Origin of the sequence: Endozoicomonas sp. ALC013 (genome assembly GCF_049310205.1) — a bacterium.
In the GTDB taxonomy this organism is placed as follows: Bacteria; Pseudomonadota; Gammaproteobacteria; order Pseudomonadales; family Endozoicomonadaceae; genus Endozoicomonas.
Window position 1 is genome coordinate 1 of sequence record NZ_JBLYNS010000035.1, and the last position, 17970, is coordinate 17970.

The following is a 17970-nucleotide window of genomic DNA, read 5'->3' on the forward strand; positions in this document are numbered from 1 at the left end:
AGAAGAGTTCCTACAAGGGCTGTGATATGCATTAAGAAGGTCTTGAAACTGTTGGGACTGCATCACAGAATCTCCCATTTCAGGGCTTTACGACAGTTTAGACTCATCGCCCCTTAAGGAAAACATAGCCTCCTACAAGGATAAACCAGTTGCCCTGACACAAGCATTTTACGGTTAAAATGGCAACATACGCAGGTTAAATGGGCGCTTACCCCGGAACCGTCCCTTACAGTTATCCTCTTTATTGGCTTTTCAGGCTGATTTCTTAGTTGTGAACTCGCGGTTCAGGGAATAATAAGAAGAGGGCCGAAGACCTCTTTTATAAGTAGTTGGCCAAATGGAATCGTATATTTCTGGCTAAGTGGGCAGTTGCTATGCAAGGCGCAACGTAGGGAGCATAGCCGTAGCTATGTGACCGTAGTTGCAACGCCGCAGAGTGACTGACAACTTAGTCAGAAATATATGATTTCATTTGGTTAACTACTTACTACCAGATGATATCGTTACAAGTCTTGATAGCATCTTTCCGTTGTTCGCGGGACATTTCCTTAGGCTTCTTACGGAAGCCAAATTTGTTGGATACAACGGCCCAGTTCAAGGCAGCCTTATCACCGGCGAAGTTATGGTAGTAATCATCCGCCTTGGACTTGAAGATAGCCGCCAGGAGGGGGTTATCCTCCAGTCTGGCAATCTCCACGCACGAACGAACGCGGGTGTAGAGAGCCTTCTCAAGGCGAGGTGCATCCGCCATAGCCGTGGATGATACAAGCAGTGCAGCGATAATAAGCTTTTTCATTTAAAGCTCCTTAATAAGTTTGATAAGACGGTCGAAACCTTCGTTATTCTTGAATTGTTCCAGAACCAGTAAAAATCCCTCGTCATTTTATAGGATGAAAATTCAAACGAAATAAGTTGTAATACCAATAATAAAAAAGGAAACCCAAAGATTTTAAAGCCACGACAATCGTATTGGGTTCGCTAAAAGATCACTGTCTATTTCAGGATAACTCCCGACTCAGACTCGCTCTGGAGGTTTCCTGTCTGTTGGAAAAAAGCTGACCTGGGCATTATCTGTACCGCTGGCGTAATCGTTCAAGTCGCTGCATTTTCGCCTTTATCTCTGTCGATAGAGCCCTGGTGGAGTCGATCTGTCGTGAACGTGCCTCAATGCAAAGCTGCCAGCTATTCAGCAATTGCCAATGAAACATTGCCCGATTGATGACTTGTATGCCCGTATAGTATGACCCGGTTTGAGTATTTTGGGCCACTGTCGCACTGCCTGCGGTATCCAGTGTTTCGATTAATCGATTATGTTTTTCCAGTACTTCAAGCTGACGACGGATAGCACTCAGTCGCTGTTGATGTTGTAGCTCTTCAAGATGGAGTAAGCGGTTAATCATTTTTTTGCTGATGGCCATGACGAAGTCCGGAAATTAACGCCTTTAACTGCTGAACACTGTCTTCTAACGTCTCTCGCTCTTTGATATTTTGCTGCAAATAGCCAAGCATACCCGGCTCTGCAGCCATGGCCATATCCATATCAGCGTCATTACCCGGTTGATAGACCCCCAGTAATTTTAATTCACTCCCTTCACGGGCTTTTTCTAACAGTCGTCGGAAGGTCAACGACATCTTGAGGTGCTCTTCGGATACGGATTGCGGCATCGTCCGGCTGATGGAGGTCACCACGTCAATGGCTGGATAGTGTCCGGAGATTGCCAGAGCATGGCTGAGTACCAGGTGACCGTCCAGGATGGCCCTGGCGGATTCACCAATGGGGTCCGTATCTTGTTCCCCTTCCGTCAGAACGGTGTAAAAGGCCGTTAATGAACCACTTGATTGATAGCCATTGCCAGCCCTCTCAACCAACCGGGCAATCCTGTTAAAGACTGAGGGTGGGTATCCCCTGGCTGCGGGTGGTTCACCGGTAGCCAGGGCAACCTCCCGGCGGGCCTGGGCATAGCGGGTCAGGGAGTCCATTAATAACAGGGTATGATGTCCGGTATCCCGATAGTACTCGGCAATACGGTGTGCCACCAGCGCGGCTCGCAGCCGCATTACCGGTGAATGGTCGGCAGGGGCGGCAACAACAACGGAGCGCTGAAGACAGTGGTCATTGATATTCTGGCGGATAAAATCGCCAACCTCTCGTCCCCTTTCGCCAATCATGGCCAGTACCACAATATCGGCGCTGGTATTTCTGGCAATCATGCCCAGCAGTGTACTTTTGCCAGAGCCGCTCCCGGCAAACAGACCAATACGTTGTCCTCTGCCAATGGTCAGTAATCCATTAATAGAACGTACACCGACGTCTAATGGTGTGGCAACCGGGCATCGTTGCAGTGGGTTAATAGGAGGACTATGAAGGCGGATATTAGCGCTGCCTGTGGGCTTTGCCTTGCTGTCCAGTGGTCGGCCGACACCGTCAATAACCCGCCCCAGCAAGGCGTCGCCCACCACAATAGATGAATTATCCCCCATCGATGTGACTCTTGCGCCGGGGGATAATCCGTCATGGTAGTCAATCGGCATCAGCAGCAGCGTATTTCTGTCAAAGCCAACAACCTCGGCTTCTACAGTAAGACCATCACTGCCCTGAACCAGGCACCGCTGACCGGTTTGCATCCTGCAGCCCGCCACCTCCATAATCAGTCCGGATGCCTTGATCAGCTGTCCTGACAACCGCTGAGGTGTCAACAGGGTGACCTGTTCTCCGGCCGACATCAATTGTCGGATTAGCCGGTCCCAGAGATCGGTTCTGGTATTGTCGGTTCTTTCAACTGGAGGGGAAGGAAGTGTCGAGAGGGGCACGCTGGCATCAACCATTCATTAATAACTGTTCATGCACCGTATCAATGCAGGCCATAACACGACTTTCCACCGTCGCATCAACTTCGCCATAATCGGTAATAAGACGACATCCGCCTGCTGTCAGACGGTCATCCTCCTGAATGGACCAGCCTTCGGGTAACTGTTTGACAATGTTGTCTATCAGAAGACGATCCACCGGATTGATCACCAGATGCCCCCCTTTAATATCCGGAAGCATGGTCAGAGAGTCGGTAACCAGTTGCTGTAATGACTCCCGCGAGGTCGCAAGTTCATGGTTTACTACCTGCCTGACCACTGTGCTGATCAGTTCGCTCAGCGGCTGGCCTAAATGCAGCAGGGTCGATTGATGCAGGTTGTACAACTCATTCCAGAGGCTATTCATCAGAGCCAGCCATTGTTCCGCGCGTTCTTTCTGCTGTTGTTGTGATTCATGCAGTCCGGCCAGGTGTCCGGCTTCAAAGCCATTCTGATAGCCATCCTGGTAGCCGTCCTGTAAACCATGTTGCTGGCCTTCAGCATACCCGGCGTCTTCTGCTCTGCGACGATGGTCAAGTTGCCGTTTCCGGTTTCTTCGAACGATCTCACGCAGCATTTGGAAATTACTGGTTGGTTTTTGAGCAGGAGTCCCGTGGCCAGTGCCTTGGTCCTGTTGATAACAGGACGGTGGAAACTGATAGCGATGGATGCAGGGCTGCTCAGGTTCTGAGAACTCATCCCAGGGCAATCCGCCGTCCGATGGAGTCCCACTATTATGGGAATGGGTACGGGTCTTATTCCGGTCAGCAAAGTGCATTTCAGCGCTTTGCCTTAATGCTGTGGTCTTGATCATCGGGTTACTCCAGCATTACTTCATTACCACGGGGCATTTCAATCTCTCCGCTTTTCAACAGATCGTCCATTACCTGCACCACTTTCTGCCTTGCCTCTTTGACTTTACTCTGTGGAACGGCACCTAATGCCTCTATTTCTTCCCGCAGGTAGTTGGCAGCTCTTTTGCCCATGGACTGGTAAATATGTTGACGAAAATCATCCGTTTCTCCTTTAAGCGCCATGGTTAAATCCAATGGATCAACACTGGTAATGAGTCTGGCAACATTATCTGTTGAAAGATCGATGATTTGGGCAAATACCAGCATTTGCTCTTCTATTCGCACCGCCATGGCACTGTCAGATTGCTTCAGGTTGAGAAGAACCTGGTCCCTTGATTCACTGTCAAAAAGATTCAGAATGTTAGCGACTTGCTGCTCACCGTTAACGGGCAGAAAGTGGTCAATCGCCTGTTCATTAAGGAAAGACTGCAGAAAGGTTACAATGGCCCGCAGAGATGTCTGGGACAAGCTGCCAAGATGGGCAATCCTTTCCAAAATACCCTGCACCCGTTCCCGGGGAAGCAGGTTAATGACATCCGAGGCCTGATCCGATTGCAGGCAGGCGAGCACTGCCGCCTGAAACTGCTCCGGTTCATCCCTGATCATGGTCGCCAGAAGTTCCGGCTTCATTAACTGCAGCCCGGTCAGTGGTTCCCGGTGGCTGCCAGGCGGGTTTACCAGACAGCGAGCCTGTTCTTTACCCAGTGCTTTTTGCAGGACCTGCCGCATCTGGATCTGATAATCACCCAGCAATAAACTGACATTGGCGTAAGACTGCTCGAACTGATTCAACATCATCATCAGCTGGTCACGATTCTTTACCCGTATTTTTTCAGAATATTGGCTGATGACTCTTATTTCGCCCGGTGTTAAGTGTTTTATCACGTTGGCGGCCGCCTGCTCACCGAGCAATAACAGAAAGACAGCAGCCTCCTCCCCGGAGCAATTGCTACCGGGCAGGCTCTGTGCGGAGCTGACAGGTTGCCCTGTTTGCGGCTCAGCCATTGGCGTGATTCCTGTTGATCCACTCTTTCAGTACGGCAGCGACTTTTTCCGGCTCATTCTGGGCCAGCTCCTGGTATCGGGCGACCTGCTCCTCCAGAGTGACCGGAGTCCGATCAGTGGGGATGTCACCATCGGCCACTGTTGACCTGAACTGATCCGCCATGGTGGAGACGGTGGTACTGTTACTGCCTGTCGGCCCGGGTGACGACAATAAGACTTCCCGTAAAAGCCTTCGACAACCCAATACAATTAACAGAAGGAGTGCCACCAATACTATCAATTGAATCACTTTGATACCGAGGTCAAGCCAGCGATGGAAGCTCTTCTGGTCGCTAGTGGTCAGGGGCGACGGAGTACTGGCAAAAGGGAGAATGGCGAGGCTGACGGCATCTCCCCTGGAGGCATCAAATCCTGCCGCTTGTTTGATCAGTGTCGTCAATCTTGCTTCACTGTCCTGTACCATTGTTTCGGGTTTTAACCTGCCGTCGTCAATGACCACGGCAATGGTTAATCGCTTGAGTTGACCGGGGTATCGGGTTTCGTTGCTGATCTGGCGGCTGACCTCATAATTACGAATCACTTTCTGTTTACCGACTTCTTCCTGACCGGGTTCAGGTGCTTTTGTCCCGGGTGCAGGAACTGCAGGTGCCTGGCCGACAGGGGCTGGTTTGTTCAGCAAAAACGGTGTACCGGACTCCATCGATTCGCTTCGTAAAACAATGTTTGGTTCAAACTGCTCGGAATTTTGTTCTATTTTGTCGTATGTCAGATCAACGGCGACATCGACCCGGTAGTAACCCGGGCCGACCACCGCATCGAGAATTTTCGATAACTGCAGCTCCAGATGGCTTTCAATACGGGTTCTGGCCGTAAGATAGGCATGACCGGTGCCATCAGTGCCGGTGATCAGTGAATTGGCAATAGCCTGGCTGAGCAGATTGCCGTATTGATCAACGACCGTAACCTCCTGTTCACTAAGCGTGGCAATACTGCCGCTCACCAGACGCATAATACCTTCAACCTGATCCGGCTGAAGCCGCATGCCACTGTAGAGTTCCAGATACACCGACGCTTTGGCTGCCGGGCGGCTCCGGAAAAAGACACTCTGTTCAGGGACAGATAAGTGGACGCGGGCATAGCGAACCGAATTGATACCACTGATGGTTTCGGATAACGATGTTTCCAACGCACCCAGAAACTGCATTTGCTCAACAAAGTGACTGCTGCCCAGCCCCGATGGCTCCGGCATCCATGGCTGTGAGCCGGTAGCGATAATTCCCCCGGTGGCCATGGTCATACGTGCCTCTGAAAGCTGGTTAGCGCGAACCAGTAGCTGCCCGTCGTCCGGGTTGATTCGGTAGCCAATTCCCTGTTTATCCAGAATGTCGATGATGGCTGACATATTGTAGTGTTCGCCATAACCATACAAAGGGCGGAAGCCATGGTCATGCCACCAGAGGGCGGTATTAATCAGCACCGCTATCAGCAAGGCACTGGCCACCAGCAGTATCAGCAGTCTCTGGTTGGTTCCAGAGCCTGTGGGCGTTTCTTTCAATATTGCAGCAAACCAGCCATACAGCTGGTGCCAGTATTTTTTAAACGCCGCACTGATACCATCTGACGATTGCAGGGAGGTGTTTTTATCCACCGTTTTTGCCCACTCTTTTCTTTGCCCACCAGAGATTCTAATCAGCCCCGGGCCTGGATTTTCACGACAATCTCAGGGTATATGTAATAAGTAGTTGGCCATGGGGGATCGAATATCTTTGGCTACTCAGGAATAGTTCCTGTACGGACGCTCCCCGCTGCCTGCCACCCGCTGCCCGAAAAGCCGTAACCGCTTGCGCTTTTGCGGGCAGCGGGCGGCGACCTTTCCCAGACTGAGTAAAATGATGAAGCTATTCCGGGACAAATCCTTAATAGACGACTGCTTGATTAAATCTGCTGATTAAAGGTTTCATGATATCCTTCAACGATACGATTTCTGACCTGTATCAGCATACTCATGGTCTGGCTCGCTTTTTGAATCGACATCACCGTCTCAATCAGATTATCCTGCCCCGCTTCCAGTTCAGTCATGTGCTGCTCTGCTTGCAGCTGGGTATTGTTGGTATGGTTCAACAGGGTGGCAAAGACCCGATGAAAAGAATCAGGTTGCTGAGCGCTGGCATTGATGGGGATTGGCATGAACTCCGACAGAGAACCTGCCTGAAACGCACTGTCCAAAGACAATATTACTGGATTGGGCATTGATAATTTACTCGCATACTTGAGCCGTCGCTTATTACTTCAATACACTCAACACGATGTTTAAAAGCAATGTTTAAAAAATGTTCTGATAACCGGTTCAGTTTTGAACCCTCTTAAAGATAGATTGTTTACTGGTACTTGCCATGATTAATGAGGCAGAGAATCTTCAGATTCTTCCATCGGGCCAGTGATGGTATCTCTCACAAGGGTAACCTCAACCCGTCTGTTTTTATATCGTCCGGCAGCGGTCGCATTGTTGGCGACAGGGTAGCGTTCGCCATGGTAACGGGTAATGACCTTGACAGGCCGGGCAATCCTGGCGTCCTTCAGGTATTGATCCAACTGGTTGCGCACAGCATCAGCACGTTTTTTTGACAGCTCCAGATTTTGTAATCGGTCAATGGTCTCATCGCTGCCCGTGAAGGGCGTATTATCACTATTGCCGTCAATGGTAATTTCGCTGATGCTTTTATCCACCGCTACATAGCGTGCAGTATCCAATAACCACTGTCGTTGATATTTATTTAATAAAAACTCTCCGAGGGCATAATGAAGATTGTATTGATGCAACTGCTGGAAGTTTCTGGGCAGCAGGCTGGTTATGCAGTCTGACATTTTTTCCATCGCTGGCAACATACCCACCGTGGGAATTCTGACTTCAATGGCATTACTGCTGTTTTCCGACGATTTTTTAACCATATAAACCGAGAGATAACTGCGACTGTCAAGCAGGTCAAGCAACTGCCTGACAGGCAGTTGCAGTTTCAGTTCAAGACCTTTCACCGGAACATTATCGGACAAATAATAATCAGTAATCTGGAGTTTTTGGCCGTATCTGCCTGGTGTGCTTTCGTCTGATGCGCTTTCGAAAGAGTCTTTAGAGGAATATTTCGAGGAATGATTGCGCCCCCATGGCTGGGGCCTGATCCAGACCTCTACTGACTCCGGCCGTGTTGGGAACAGCGAGGTTTCCAGCTCAATAGCCTGCTGGTGTCCCGCTTCAGCGATAATGGCAACGCCGCCAAATAACGGCACCTTCTGATATAAACGACATTTAAAGTGTTTTTTTTCATGTAGTTGCCAGTCAACATCATCCATCACTACATCATAGAGGCTGGCAGAATAGAGGCTGGCAGAGACTGGCGAATGAAGCAGCATCAACAATAATGCCCGGGTTATCAGGAAAACAGGGTTAGTAAGCAGTAATGACAGTAAAAAACTAATCTGTTTCATAGCACATTCATATCACAGGGTTCTGTCCGGCAGGATGGAAAAAAAAACAGTATGAACTACTTTTTCAGGAGGCTGCTGACGGGAAAGTATCGAATGCCTTCTACAGAGTTTAGTTCCCCGGGTCGTGGTGTGGAGCACAATTTGGCGAATAGCAGTGTGGCGAATAGCAGCAGTGATTCGGGGCTTTTGCAGCGAAGTTATCTGCATCAGATGTCCCCTTCGGTATTGCACATGACAAAGAAGCTGGAGACGCTTTCACAGTCATGTCCTGAGCAGATGCTGAAGGCTTTGGAGGAAATTATAGACAGCCCGATGATTGGTGCCCGCTGTCACTTCAATGGTGATGTTTATACGACGATTAAACAATTACAGCAGTTGCCCAGACAAACACTCTACCGTTTTCAGCTGCCGTTTGGTGATCAGCATTTTTCCAAGGCAATTTGCCGTGAATCCAGCTTTGCATTCTTACTGTTAGATCCGCAGCTGCCGGACTTTCTGACGGTCCTCTGCTTTGGTGGCAGCCTGTCTTCGCTGGCTTCCGGGGCTGAGGATTATGCACCTGACGGCTCTTCATCTGACGGCTCTTTAGCTGACGGTTCTCCCCCGGCTTTTACCAGAGAGTTCACAAGAATTGGCAAACAACTTCTGGATCAGGTGGCCAGTGCGCTGGCAGAGGTCTGGATGGCGCTTTGTGCGGCTTATTGCTCAGTATCAGATACTGGCTTTTCTTCTTTGGCTGAACGGATGGGCGCTCAATGGATGGGGGGATCACGGATAACCCCCGTGTTATTCACGGATGACTGTCTGCTGAATCAGTTTGATCTTGAGTTTCATGACCCGGCTTACGCTGACTCGCCATGGTTAGTCCCTGTTTGCTTCTATACCCCGGTCAATGCTTTTACCAGTGCCATGGTAGAGCAGGGTTCAATGGCTGACAGGGAAACGTGTTCAAAGCCGTCATGCCGGGATCGTATCGTGCGGTTTCTTGGCAAAATCGAAGTTGATATTACTGTTGATCTTGAGCCACTGTTTTTGCCGATGAGCAAATTATGTGATCTGAAAGTTGGTGATGTTCTATCGATACCCCATCCAGGAAAGTCACATATAAGCGTGGAGAACTCTCTCCTGTTTCGAGGAACTACAGGGCAGCATAGAGGTCACCTTACCGTGCGAATCAATGAGTGTTTAAGAGGAGAGAACAGTCAGTGAACGACTTAAGATCATCAGTTGATGAAAAGCCCTTAGCTGATGAAGAGCCCTTAGCTGATGAAGAGCCCTCAGCTGATGAAAAGCCCTCAGCTGATGAAAAGCCCTCAGCGGTTACTAATCCAGAATCATCGTACACTACAAGAGAAGTCTTGCCGTATGAATCTTCTGATCAACCCGGGTTGAGTGGCTCTGATGAACAGCCTGTGAATGAGGTTGAGGCCGACAAATCAGCAGGCGTTCCTGAAGAGTATGATCATAATGAAGCAGACCATAAGACGTCAGAGTCGTTAGAAGATGGTCGTGCGGAACCAGTGACAGCAGACAATGCAGAGCCCGATTCCCATGAACAACCTGATGAACAGCCTCTGGCCAGGCTTACTTCGTCCAACCTGGGGCTTGTCGAGTCTGTAGAAGTCACTATGACCCTGAATGTCGGCAGCAAACGTATGACCATTGCCGATATTCTCAGCCTGCAACAAGGGTCTGTCGTCAGTCTGAACCGTCGGGAATATGACCCTCTGGATGTCTTGATTAACGGGGTATTATTTGCCCGTGGCGAAGTCGTTCGGACAGGGGAGTATTATGGCCTGCGCATTCTGGAAATCCTCTGATATTGATCTTTTGTCCGGTGTTTCAGGTATTCCTGTTTATGTCCGCCTTCTCTGGATACCCGTCACGCTGCTGATTTTACCCGCAGTATCCGAGGCATCGCTTCAGTTGCCGTTGTTATCCGTCACCTCCGGTGATAACCAGCAGGATTACACGGTTAACCTGCAGATTTTTTTAATATTGACGGCACTGGCTTTTCTCCCCGGGCTGCTGATGGTAACCACCAGCTTTACCCGGGTATTGATTGTTCTGGCCATACTTCGTCAGGCTCTTGGGCTGCAGCAAACACCACCTACCCGGATTCTGATTGCCGCAGCACTGATCCTGACGGCATTCATTATGAAACCGGTATTTAACGAGATCCGGGAACAGGCAGTGGAACCCTACCTGGCAGAGCGAATGCCATTTCGGGAAGCGATAGAAGTCGCGGGACTGCCGCTGCATCAGTTTATGCTGAAGCAAACCCGAAAGGTCGATATGGAGCAATTTTTAGTATTAGCCGGTGAAATTTCTCCTGTCGACGACAGCGGCGGTAAACCGGATGTGGTACCAGAGAATATTCCGTTTTCTGTACTGATGCCGGCTTTTTTAAGCAGTGAAATTAAAACCAGCCTGCAGATGGGGCTGATGATCCTGTTGCCATTTCTGGTTATTGACCTGCTGGTTGCCAGTATTCTTATGGCACTGGGCATGATTATGCTCTCGCCGATGTTGATCTCTCTGCCCTTTAAACTGTTGCTGTTCGTTCTGGTGGATGGCTGGGGTCTTATTATGGCTGGTACTATCAGGAGCTTTTCTACCTGAGAGGCTGTTTGGGAAAAGCTCGCCGCCCGCTTCCCGCAAGAGCACAAGCGGTTACGGCTTTTCGGGTAGCGGGTAGCGTCTGTAGAGTAGAAATGTGGAAGTTATTTCAGGGCAGTTCCTTACAACATGTTTTTTACGACGCGGGATACATAAATGTCACCTGATGATGCGGTCTACATGTTTGCCAGTGCGTTGCGGAGTGTTTCCTGGATGGCTCTGGTGCTGATTGCTCCCGGTCTTCTGGTGGGCCTGCTGATCAGCATTATCCAGGCGGCAACCCAGGTAACCGAACAAACCCTGAGCTTTCTGCCCCGGTTACTTATCACATTGTTAACGCTGTCACTGTCAATGCATTGGCTGGTTCAGGAATTAAGTGCCATCTTTAATGACTTTTTTGTTGCCATTGTGAATAGCCAGTGAGCATTATGGCACTTTCTGAGCTGTCACATCAGATTGTGCTTTATTTGCTGGTGTTCTGTCGTATTTCCGGATTTGTCATGACCTGTCCGCTGACCCGGGAGTGGTTACCTCTCTCAGCACGCTTACTGCTGGCTTTAGCACTGTCTGTGGCCGTCATGTTGCAACTGTCATCTGCAATGACTACCGATCTGTCACTGAGCCTTGTCCTTGCGGCCTGTTCTGAGTTTATTACCGGACTGTTATTTGGCGCGGTATTACTGATCTATTTCAGCGTGTTTACCCTCGCAGGGCATTTAACCGGCCTGCAGATGGCGCTGGGATTTGCAGAGCTGAGCGACCCTGCCAATGGCATCAGTGTTACCGTGGTTGCCCGTATCTATCAGGTTATGGCTCAGCTTCTTTTTGTTCTGATCAATGGCCACCTGCTGTTCTTTATGGTGGTTATTAACAGCTTTCATGCATTACCCATCGGGCATTTTCTGATGATTATCGACCGAGTACCAGCCCTGATCACCATGGCTGGCTGGATGTTCGGAGCCGGGCTGCTTATTGCTCTTCCCGCTATTGTCTGTCTGCTGATTGTCAATCTCACCTTTGGTTTCATGACACGATCAGCACCACAGATGAATCTGTTAACCCTCGGTTTCCCCATGATTGTTCTGGTCGGAATCGTACTGTTGAGCCTTAATATACTGCAGGTGCCTTATGTGGTCGAACAGCACATCCACTATGCATTGAAGACTCTTGGGTTTCTCCTTTCTGGTTAAGTGATGAATTCCGAACAGCAAGAACAGGGCAGTGAACCCACGGAGCAACCCAGTGAGCGGCAGAAAAAGAAAGCCCTGCAAGAGGGGCAGGTCTCCCGGTCAAGAGATCTGATGATTGCCATGCAGACCCTGGCCATTTTTTTACTGCTTGGCCATTCCCGTTATTTTGATCAGATCGATACCGTTATAGCCATGCTGGCACAGGTTGACGCACCATTGAGTGATGCCTCCGGAGCCCACGCATCAATCATGGACAGTTTGCAGACGGCATTTTCCGTATTTCCGTCGGTCATGATCACCATGTCCCTGGTGGTTGTAGTCAGTGTCACCGCTGGTGCCCTGATTTCCGGCCCCTTTATCTTCAGTGTGACCATCGTGGCAGCAAAAGCCCGGCGGATAAATCCGGTGGCAGGGTTGAAGCGGATCTGTTCTGTTCAGGGGCTGGCTGAGGTGGTGCGGGCATCATTAAAAACCCTGTTATTAGCCGTGGCGCTTTTTTTGATTATCCGCTACCGATTGCCAGAAATCATGGCACTGCGTAACTACCCTGTGCCGATGGCCGCAACCCGGGCACTAACGCTGTTATTGTCCACCGGACTGGCATTATCGGGTGTACTTATGGTCATTGCCGCTGGTGATGTTGTGTGGCAAAAACACCGCCTTCAGAAACAACAGCTTCTTACACGACAACAAGTCAAAGACAATCTGAAGAACGAAGATGGCTCACCACAAACCCGGCAGAGGATTCGACAGACACGGCAAAAACTGGCCGCAGTGACGCGCAAAAAAATGCTGGATGCTATCCCCGGTGCAGATCTTGTGCTGACCAATCCGGGCCATTTTGCGGTGGTATTGAAATACCAGCCGGACAGTTATCGGGCTCCAGTGCTGGTGGCCCGGGGGGTTGATCATATGGCAGAACTGATTATCAGTATCGGGCGCTCGGCGGGCAAGCCGGTACTGATTCAGCCCATGCTGACCCGGGCCCTGTATTATCATACTGACATTGACCAGGAAATTGCCCCGGATTTGTATCAGGCGGTGGCAAAAATCATGGTCTACCTTTATCAACTTGATCGTTATCGCACTCACCAAAGTACCTTCTGTCCCAGCTCACCCAATATACAGATACCTGAAAAATATCAGCATTCATCCAGCACAGGAAATCCATAATGAGCAGTACCGGCTTGTTCCTGCCGACTCCTTCAAAGGCTTCCCTATTGGCGACACCGCTGCTATTGCTGGTGGTTCTGGCCATGCTAATGTTGCCCATTCCCCCATTTCTGCTGGACTTCCTGTTCAGTTTTAATATTACCCTGTCGTTGATTCTGCTGATTCTTACCATTTACATAAACCGCCCCCTGGATTTTTCCCTGTTCCCGACACTGTTGCTGGTTGCCACTCTGCTGCGGCTGGCCCTGAATATTGCCTCAACACGGGTGGTGCTGATCAATGGTCATAATGGACCCTATGCGGCAGGCAAGGTGATTGAAGCTTTTGGCAGCGTGGTGATTGCCGGTAATTATTTTGTTGGTTTACTGGTTTTCCTGATTCTGGTGATCGTCAACTTTGTGGTTATTACCAAAGGTGGCAGTCGTATATCGGAAGTGACTGCCCGTTTTGTGCTTGATTCGATGCCAGGCAAGCAAATGGCCATTGATGCGGATCTGAACTCCGGCGTGATTGACCACAATGAAGCCAGGGTGAAACGGGAAGATATTACCCGTGAAGCTGATTTTTACGGGGCTATGGACGGTGCCAGCAAATTTGTCCGTGGTGATGCCATTGCCGGGTTGATGATTTTGCTCATCAATATTCTGGGCGGTGTGAGCATTGGCGTCTGGCAATATGACATGAGTGGTACCGAAGCCGTGCAGCTTTATGGACTGATGACTATTGGTGACGGGCTGGTGGCCCAGATCCCTTCACTGCTGCTATCCACCGCCGCCGCCATTATGGTGACCCGTATATCCGGGGCTGTGGACATGAACCAGCAGGTTCAACAGGAAATTATCGGACAACCCAGGGCGTTGATGGTCGCTGCTGCTGTATTGGTTGTGATTGGTCTGGTACCGGGTATGCCTCATGTGGCCTTTGTTATACCGGGCTTACTGATGATGTTGTTTATCTATCGACGTATATCCCTGGAAAGAGCGACTGAACGGAAAAATGCACTGGCTGGCAAAGGTGATAAAAGTGGCGTGGCATCAAAGGAGCGACTCACATGGCAGGATATATCGATCGTTGACCCCATTGGCCTGAATATTGGCTATCGTGTGATATCACTGCTGAGTCAGAACGCTGCGAATCATGTAACCAGTCATGTAACCAAAGGTGAATTGGCCAGTCAGATCAGGCACCTGAGACGGGAATTGTCGGAAAAATACGGCTTTCTGGTACCAATGATTCATATACGCGATAACCTGAATCTGGACCCGGACAGTTATTCTATTCAGCTGCATAATGTTGCCGTTGACCATTTTAAACTGCACCTGGATCAACTACTGGCCATTGCCATGGAGAATGCCCGGCCTCTGCCTTATGATCCTCCGGTCAAAGACCCCTGTTATGGGTTGACGTCTTACTGGATTCCAGTGACTGAACGGGAGGCATCATTACAGGCCGGCTATACCGTGGTTGACTGTGCCACCGTGATTACCACCCATGTCGGCAGAATGATCGAAAATCATATCGATGATCTCTTCGGGTTCGAAGAGACTCAGGGGTGGCTGACCCATCTCCGACAAATCTCACCGAAGCTATGCGACGAACTGGTTCCGGATAAACTGCCTCCGGGCCTATTGATGCAGGTTCTCAAGCGACTGCTGGCTGATAATATTTCGATTGCTGACAGCCCACGCGTTGCCGCTACATTACTGGCTGCTTCAGGGCCACAGCAGGATATTCTGACCCTACTGAGTCTGGTTCGTATCACCTTACGACGACAGATTATCGACCCACTGATCAATCATCAGGTTCTGCCGGAACAGCTTGTTGTGTTTACCCTGTCGCACGAACTGGAAAAAATGTTGTTGATGGCCAGAGAGCAGGCCAGACGGGATCCACAGTTTTCAGAAGAGTCTTTCGTTATCGAGCCCGGCCTGTCGATGCAATTGCAGAATAATATTCCGGAGTTGGTCAGTCAGGCCCATAACCAACAGGTAGAACCCGTACTGCTGGTTTCACCCCAGCTCTGGCCTCTGCTTTCCCGATACAGCCGCATCGCGCAATACCGCTCATTAACAATATTGTCGTTTCAGGAGATCCCTGATGATCTTCAGGTGGAAATTATCGGACAGCTGGGGTGAGATGATGTTGGGAGCATCAAAAAAATCCGGAGGGTCCATCAAAAAAAGGCTTATGGGAAGCTGCCATCAGGAATAACCGGGCAAACCCTTCAAGGGCTGTATCTTAACACCGTGAAGGTCTATCCTAGCGGCCAATTTATTGAATACGTTGGATTAACTGGTTATGCCCCTTTCTACCGAGGATCTCTCCAGACTGAAACAAAGCCTCTCCCGGGTTTCCAGTGAGTTGCCTCTGCCAGCCTTAAGAGAGGCCACAGAGCATCGGCAGGAGATCACTCCCATGCTTCTGCAGGCGCTGGAAGCGGTGAAAATACGTGGTCAGCGCAGCAGCTCATCGGCAAAAAGCCGTCTGGCACTTCATGCCCTTTATCTGTTAACGCAGTTTCGTGAGCCAGCGGCGTGGCCCATTGTTGTTGATCTGTTCAGCTCCATGAGTTCTGAACAGAATGTGGCGATTGGTGATGACTTTGATGAAGTGGTTTGTGATCGCCTGAGCCAGATTTTTGCCACTGTATGTCCCGGCGATATTCGCCCACTGCAGTCCATTATTGAAAACACCAGCATTGATGAATATGTCCGGGATGCCGCACTGGGAGCCCTGGTGGTCCGTTATCAACAGGGAGACCTGGAGCTTCAGGTGTTGACGACCTATCTGCATCAGCTGTATGAGTACGGTCTTGAGCAGGAAAAAAATCAGGTGTGGAATGCCTGGGTCCAGGCCTGCTACAACACCCAGCCCGAGTCTTTTATGATGGCCCTGAAAGACCTCTACGAAAAAGAGTGGGCGGATACCTATTACATCACCCTGGACGAACTGAAATTACGCTGCGGTGTTGCGCCGGAAGTGATTAATAAGTCAGTGATGAAGCAGGAAGGTGAGTTCTACTGCTATCTGGACGATGCTGTGGCGGCATTAAGGCAGTTGAGCTGCTATTCCGGAGAGGGCAACGAGCTGTTAACCAACCTGGAGAATATGGTGATCAATCAGACAGCACCAAAGCAGGGTGAACAGTCTCAGCGAGCATCGACGTTTACTTCATCACCCGCCGGTGTTGGCAGAAATGATCCCTGCCCCTGTGGCAGCGGCAAAAAATTCAAGAAGTGTTGTTTGCACTGATAACCAGTAGACGGTTTCAATGTCATTGATAGGTTTCCTCTATCAATGACTCCCAAACTCCGTTCGTCCTGAGCGGAGCCGAAGGGCGCTCAGGGTGAACGGAGATTGTATACCGGGGCATAGAGCGCAGAGCAGAAGCAAACCCGCAGGGCAAAAAAACGCCGGTACATTCCTGCAACCGGCGTTTTTATTGTTAGCTCAGGCGGCCATTAGCCCATCAGCTGAACAGCGTACTGTGGCAGACTTTTGGCCTGGGCCAGTATAAAAACCGGCCTGCATCAGCATCTGGCTCTTGGTCATGGAAGTGGTTTCCTGAGCGAAGATTGTTCGCATCAAGCTCATTGAAATGGTGTGCCAGTGCTGATGTCTGAAAGTGAAAATTTGCTTAGTGATATATTATTAACTATTAATTTAATACTTATTAAGTTATTTCAGAGCGATCAAATACCATGATGAAACTGACCACGCAGGGGCAGGTCACCATACCCGCCAATATCCGCAAAAGCCTTGGTCTTAAGCCCGGTGACCGGGTCAGCTTTCTGGAGAATGACCGTGGTGAAATCGTGGTTCAGAAAGTTGACGTTAAGTATTCCGACCCGGTAGAAAAAGCCGCCGACGATTTCAGTTTGTCCATGGGCGCTGACGAGCTGATGAAACTGCTGAGGGATGATCGCTGATGCCCAATCTGCTTATAGACACCTGTGTAATATTGGATATTCTGGATCGGGAAAGTCGCTGGCATAACTGGTCTAAAGATCAGTTCCGTCACCTTTCGAAGACCCATAGCCCAGTAATAAACCCCATTGTTTTTTCTGAACTCTGTGCAGGAATGGAATCTCCCGCTGTTGTTCTGCAGCTATTGAGCAGCCTGAGTATCAGCGAACAATCACTGAACCATGAGACCTTGTTTCTGGCCGCCAAAGCCTTTGTGCAATACAAGAAACGGGGTGGTACAAAAACCGGTGTATTGCCGGACTTCTACATTGGTGCCCAGGCCGCAGTATGCAGCTGGCCCCTTATCAGTCGCGACAAAGGGCGCTTTACCCGCTATTTTCCAACCGTTCAGGTTATCATGCCCGAAGCCATTAAATATAATTAATGTGAATTGGTGTCAGTAATTGTCCAGCCCCAACTGTGATTTACGACAGTATAATGAGTGGGTTTTGCATGCTAGGATGGCAGAATTTTTATATACGTCGCTATCTGGCTAGATAAGTTTGGCATAATTAAAGCAACCTGCTCCGTACTTGGTAGCAAGGCTACATGGGCTGTTTCGATATATGCGTACTTTGCACCTTGTAAAACAAGTGGTGCATATCAAGTCTTCCAACCTGAATCCGTGCCATTGGTGGTAACGCCCTCTACTAATCGGAGACTATTTCGTAGAACATCAGGCGTCACCTGAGCTTCGGAATGATGTTTACTGCAGACATTTTTGGCTTTTCTCTCTTACGTTAATTCAGGAAAGAAGAAACAGCGAGCCAAAATATGGATTATCAGGATGGCTATTACTGGTACGGTAAATTCAATGTGATTTGGCCGATGCG

General features: G+C 49.7%; 18 protein-coding genes. 10 read left to right on the forward strand and 8 right to left on the reverse strand.

Translation table 11 applies throughout. The features are described 5' to 3' along the window. Positions 1 to 487: 487 nt before the first annotated feature. From ACO6V1_RS08910 to ACO6V1_RS08945, 8 genes are all read right to left on the reverse strand, one after another. Positions 488 to 796, reverse strand: coding sequence for a hypothetical protein (locus ACO6V1_RS08910; protein WP_422447139.1), 309 nt, complete (start codon positions 794 to 796; stop codon positions 488 to 490). Between the two features lie 271 nt (positions 797 to 1067). Continuing rightward, positions 1068 to 1418, reverse strand: a complete 351-nt coding sequence (locus tag ACO6V1_RS08915) for a hypothetical protein (RefSeq protein ID WP_422463446.1) — start codon at positions 1416 to 1418, stop codon at positions 1068 to 1070. Continuing rightward, positions 1393 to 2826: a FliI/YscN family ATPase gene (locus ACO6V1_RS08920; RefSeq protein WP_422447135.1), complete on the reverse strand. Its 1434-nt coding sequence runs from the start codon at positions 2824 to 2826 to the stop codon at positions 1393 to 1395. The genes ACO6V1_RS08915 and ACO6V1_RS08920 overlap by 26 nt, the downstream gene beginning before the upstream one ends. Further along, positions 2819 to 3661, reverse strand: coding sequence for a FliH/SctL family protein (locus ACO6V1_RS08925; RefSeq protein WP_422466578.1), 843 nt, complete (start codon positions 3659 to 3661; stop codon positions 2819 to 2821). The genes ACO6V1_RS08920 and ACO6V1_RS08925 overlap by 8 nt, the downstream gene beginning before the upstream one ends. 4 nt (positions 3662 to 3665) lie before the next feature. Next, positions 3666 to 4706, reverse strand: coding sequence for a flagellar motor switch protein FliG (locus ACO6V1_RS08930; RefSeq protein WP_422447131.1), 1041 nt, complete (start codon positions 4704 to 4706; stop codon positions 3666 to 3668). Then, entirely contained in the window at positions 4699 to 6354 is a 1656-nt protein-coding gene (fliF, locus tag ACO6V1_RS08935; RefSeq protein ID WP_422466580.1) for a flagellar basal-body MS-ring/collar protein FliF, read from the reverse strand. The genes ACO6V1_RS08930 and fliF overlap by 8 nt, the downstream gene beginning before the upstream one ends. Before the next feature lie 287 nt (positions 6355 to 6641). After that, positions 6642 to 6956, reverse strand: coding sequence for a flagellar hook-basal body complex protein FliE (gene fliE, locus ACO6V1_RS08940; protein ID WP_422447127.1), 315 nt, complete (start codon positions 6954 to 6956; stop codon positions 6642 to 6644). A 147-nt stretch (positions 6957 to 7103) separates the two neighbouring features. Next, the gene (locus ACO6V1_RS08945; RefSeq protein ID WP_422447125.1) at positions 7104 to 8189 is read right to left on the reverse strand and encodes an OmpA family protein; all 1086 of its coding nucleotides are present in this window, start codon (positions 8187 to 8189) and stop codon (positions 7104 to 7106) included. Positions 8190 to 8282: 93 nt separating this feature from the next. Between ACO6V1_RS08945 and ACO6V1_RS08950 the strand changes: the two genes are divergently transcribed. The 10 genes from ACO6V1_RS08950 (at position 8283) to ACO6V1_RS08995 (ending at position 17522) form a co-directional block, all read left to right on the forward strand. Next, a complete protein-coding gene (locus ACO6V1_RS08950; protein WP_422466582.1) occupies positions 8283 to 9398 on the forward strand; it encodes a FliM/FliN family flagellar motor switch protein in 1116 nt (371 codons plus the stop codon). Next, on the forward strand, positions 9395 to 10009 hold the full coding sequence (locus ACO6V1_RS08955; RefSeq protein WP_422466584.1) for a FliM/FliN family flagellar motor switch protein: 615 nt from the start codon (positions 9395 to 9397) through the stop codon (positions 10007 to 10009). The genes ACO6V1_RS08950 and ACO6V1_RS08955 overlap by 4 nt, the downstream gene beginning before the upstream one ends. Next, the gene (fliP, locus tag ACO6V1_RS08960; RefSeq protein WP_422447119.1) at positions 9981 to 10811 is read left to right on the forward strand and encodes a flagellar type III secretion system pore protein FliP; all 831 of its coding nucleotides are present in this window, start codon (positions 9981 to 9983) and stop codon (positions 10809 to 10811) included. The genes ACO6V1_RS08955 and fliP overlap by 29 nt, the downstream gene beginning before the upstream one ends. Before the next feature lie 153 nt (positions 10812 to 10964). Next, positions 10965 to 11231, forward strand: coding sequence for a flagellar biosynthetic protein FliQ (locus tag ACO6V1_RS08965; protein ID WP_422447117.1), 267 nt, complete (start codon positions 10965 to 10967; stop codon positions 11229 to 11231). Between the two features lie 5 nt (positions 11232 to 11236). Further along, entirely contained in the window at positions 11237 to 11998 is a 762-nt protein-coding gene (gene fliR / locus ACO6V1_RS08970) for a flagellar biosynthetic protein FliR (RefSeq protein ID WP_422447115.1), read from the forward strand. Positions 11999 to 12001: 3 nt separating this feature from the next. After that, positions 12002 to 13171 carry an EscU/YscU/HrcU family type III secretion system export apparatus switch protein gene (locus tag ACO6V1_RS08975; RefSeq protein WP_422447113.1) on the forward strand — a complete coding sequence of 390 codons (1170 nt, stop codon included), beginning with the start codon at positions 12002 to 12004 and terminating at the stop codon, positions 13169 to 13171. Beyond that, the gene (locus tag ACO6V1_RS08980) at positions 13171 to 15306 is read left to right on the forward strand and encodes a flagellar biosynthesis protein FlhA (protein WP_422447111.1); all 2136 of its coding nucleotides are present in this window, start codon (positions 13171 to 13173) and stop codon (positions 15304 to 15306) included. The genes ACO6V1_RS08975 and ACO6V1_RS08980 overlap by 1 nt, the downstream gene beginning before the upstream one ends. Before the next feature lie 163 nt (positions 15307 to 15469). Continuing rightward, positions 15470 to 16423: a DUF1186 domain-containing protein gene (locus ACO6V1_RS08985; RefSeq protein ID WP_422447109.1), complete on the forward strand. Its 954-nt coding sequence runs from the start codon at positions 15470 to 15472 to the stop codon at positions 16421 to 16423. A gap of 449 nt (positions 16424 to 16872) precedes the next feature. Continuing rightward, positions 16873 to 17100: an AbrB/MazE/SpoVT family DNA-binding domain-containing protein gene (locus ACO6V1_RS08990; RefSeq protein WP_422447107.1), complete on the forward strand. Its 228-nt coding sequence runs from the start codon at positions 16873 to 16875 to the stop codon at positions 17098 to 17100. Beyond that, positions 17100 to 17522 (forward strand): type II toxin-antitoxin system VapC family toxin, encoded by a 423-nt coding sequence (locus ACO6V1_RS08995; protein ID WP_422447105.1) that lies wholly within the window; start codon positions 17100 to 17102, stop codon positions 17520 to 17522. Before ACO6V1_RS08990 ends, ACO6V1_RS08995 begins: the two co-directional genes overlap by 1 nt. The last annotated feature ends 448 nt before the right edge of the window (positions 17523 to 17970 follow it).

Bases quoted from the DNA above. Each gene is read 5' to 3' on its own strand.
- ACO6V1_RS08950 (WP_422466582.1), top strand. From the start codon at position 8,283: ATGCCTTCTACAGAGTTTAGTTCCCCGGGTCGTGGTGTGGAGCACAAT.
- fliP (WP_422447119.1), top strand. From the start codon at position 9,981: ATGGCCTGCGCATTCTGGAAATCCTCTGATATTGATCTTTTGTCCGGT.
- ACO6V1_RS08985 (WP_422447109.1), top strand. From the start codon at position 15,470: ATGCCCCTTTCTACCGAGGATCTCTCCAGACTGAAACAAAGCCTCTCC.
- ACO6V1_RS08975 (WP_422447113.1), top strand. From the start codon at position 12,002: ATGAATTCCGAACAGCAAGAACAGGGCAGTGAACCCACGGAGCAACCC.
- ACO6V1_RS08920 (WP_422447135.1), bottom strand. From the start codon at position 2,826: ATGGTTGATGCCAGCGTGCCCCTCTCGACACTTCCTTCCCCTCCAGTT.
- ACO6V1_RS08945 (WP_422447125.1), bottom strand. From the start codon at position 8,189: ATGAAACAGATTAGTTTTTTACTGTCATTACTGCTTACTAACCCTGTT.
- ACO6V1_RS08990 (WP_422447107.1), top strand. From the start codon at position 16,873: ATGATGAAACTGACCACGCAGGGGCAGGTCACCATACCCGCCAATATC.
- ACO6V1_RS08910 (WP_422447139.1), bottom strand. From the start codon at position 796: ATGAAAAAGCTTATTATCGCTGCACTGCTTGTATCATCCACGGCTATG.
- ACO6V1_RS08915 (WP_422463446.1), bottom strand. From the start codon at position 1,418: ATGGCCATCAGCAAAAAAATGATTAACCGCTTACTCCATCTTGAAGAG.
- ACO6V1_RS08925 (WP_422466578.1), bottom strand. From the start codon at position 3,661: ATGATCAAGACCACAGCATTAAGGCAAAGCGCTGAAATGCACTTTGCT.
- ACO6V1_RS08965 (WP_422447117.1), top strand. From the start codon at position 10,965: ATGTCACCTGATGATGCGGTCTACATGTTTGCCAGTGCGTTGCGGAGT.
- ACO6V1_RS08995 (WP_422447105.1), top strand. From the start codon at position 17,100: ATGCCCAATCTGCTTATAGACACCTGTGTAATATTGGATATTCTGGAT.
- ACO6V1_RS08930 (WP_422447131.1), bottom strand. From the start codon at position 4,706: ATGGCTGAGCCGCAAACAGGGCAACCTGTCAGCTCCGCACAGAGCCTG.
- fliE (WP_422447127.1), bottom strand. From the start codon at position 6,956: ATGCCCAATCCAGTAATATTGTCTTTGGACAGTGCGTTTCAGGCAGGT.
- ACO6V1_RS08980 (WP_422447111.1), top strand. From the start codon at position 13,171: ATGAGCAGTACCGGCTTGTTCCTGCCGACTCCTTCAAAGGCTTCCCTA.
- fliR (WP_422447115.1), top strand. From the start codon at position 11,237: ATGGCACTTTCTGAGCTGTCACATCAGATTGTGCTTTATTTGCTGGTG.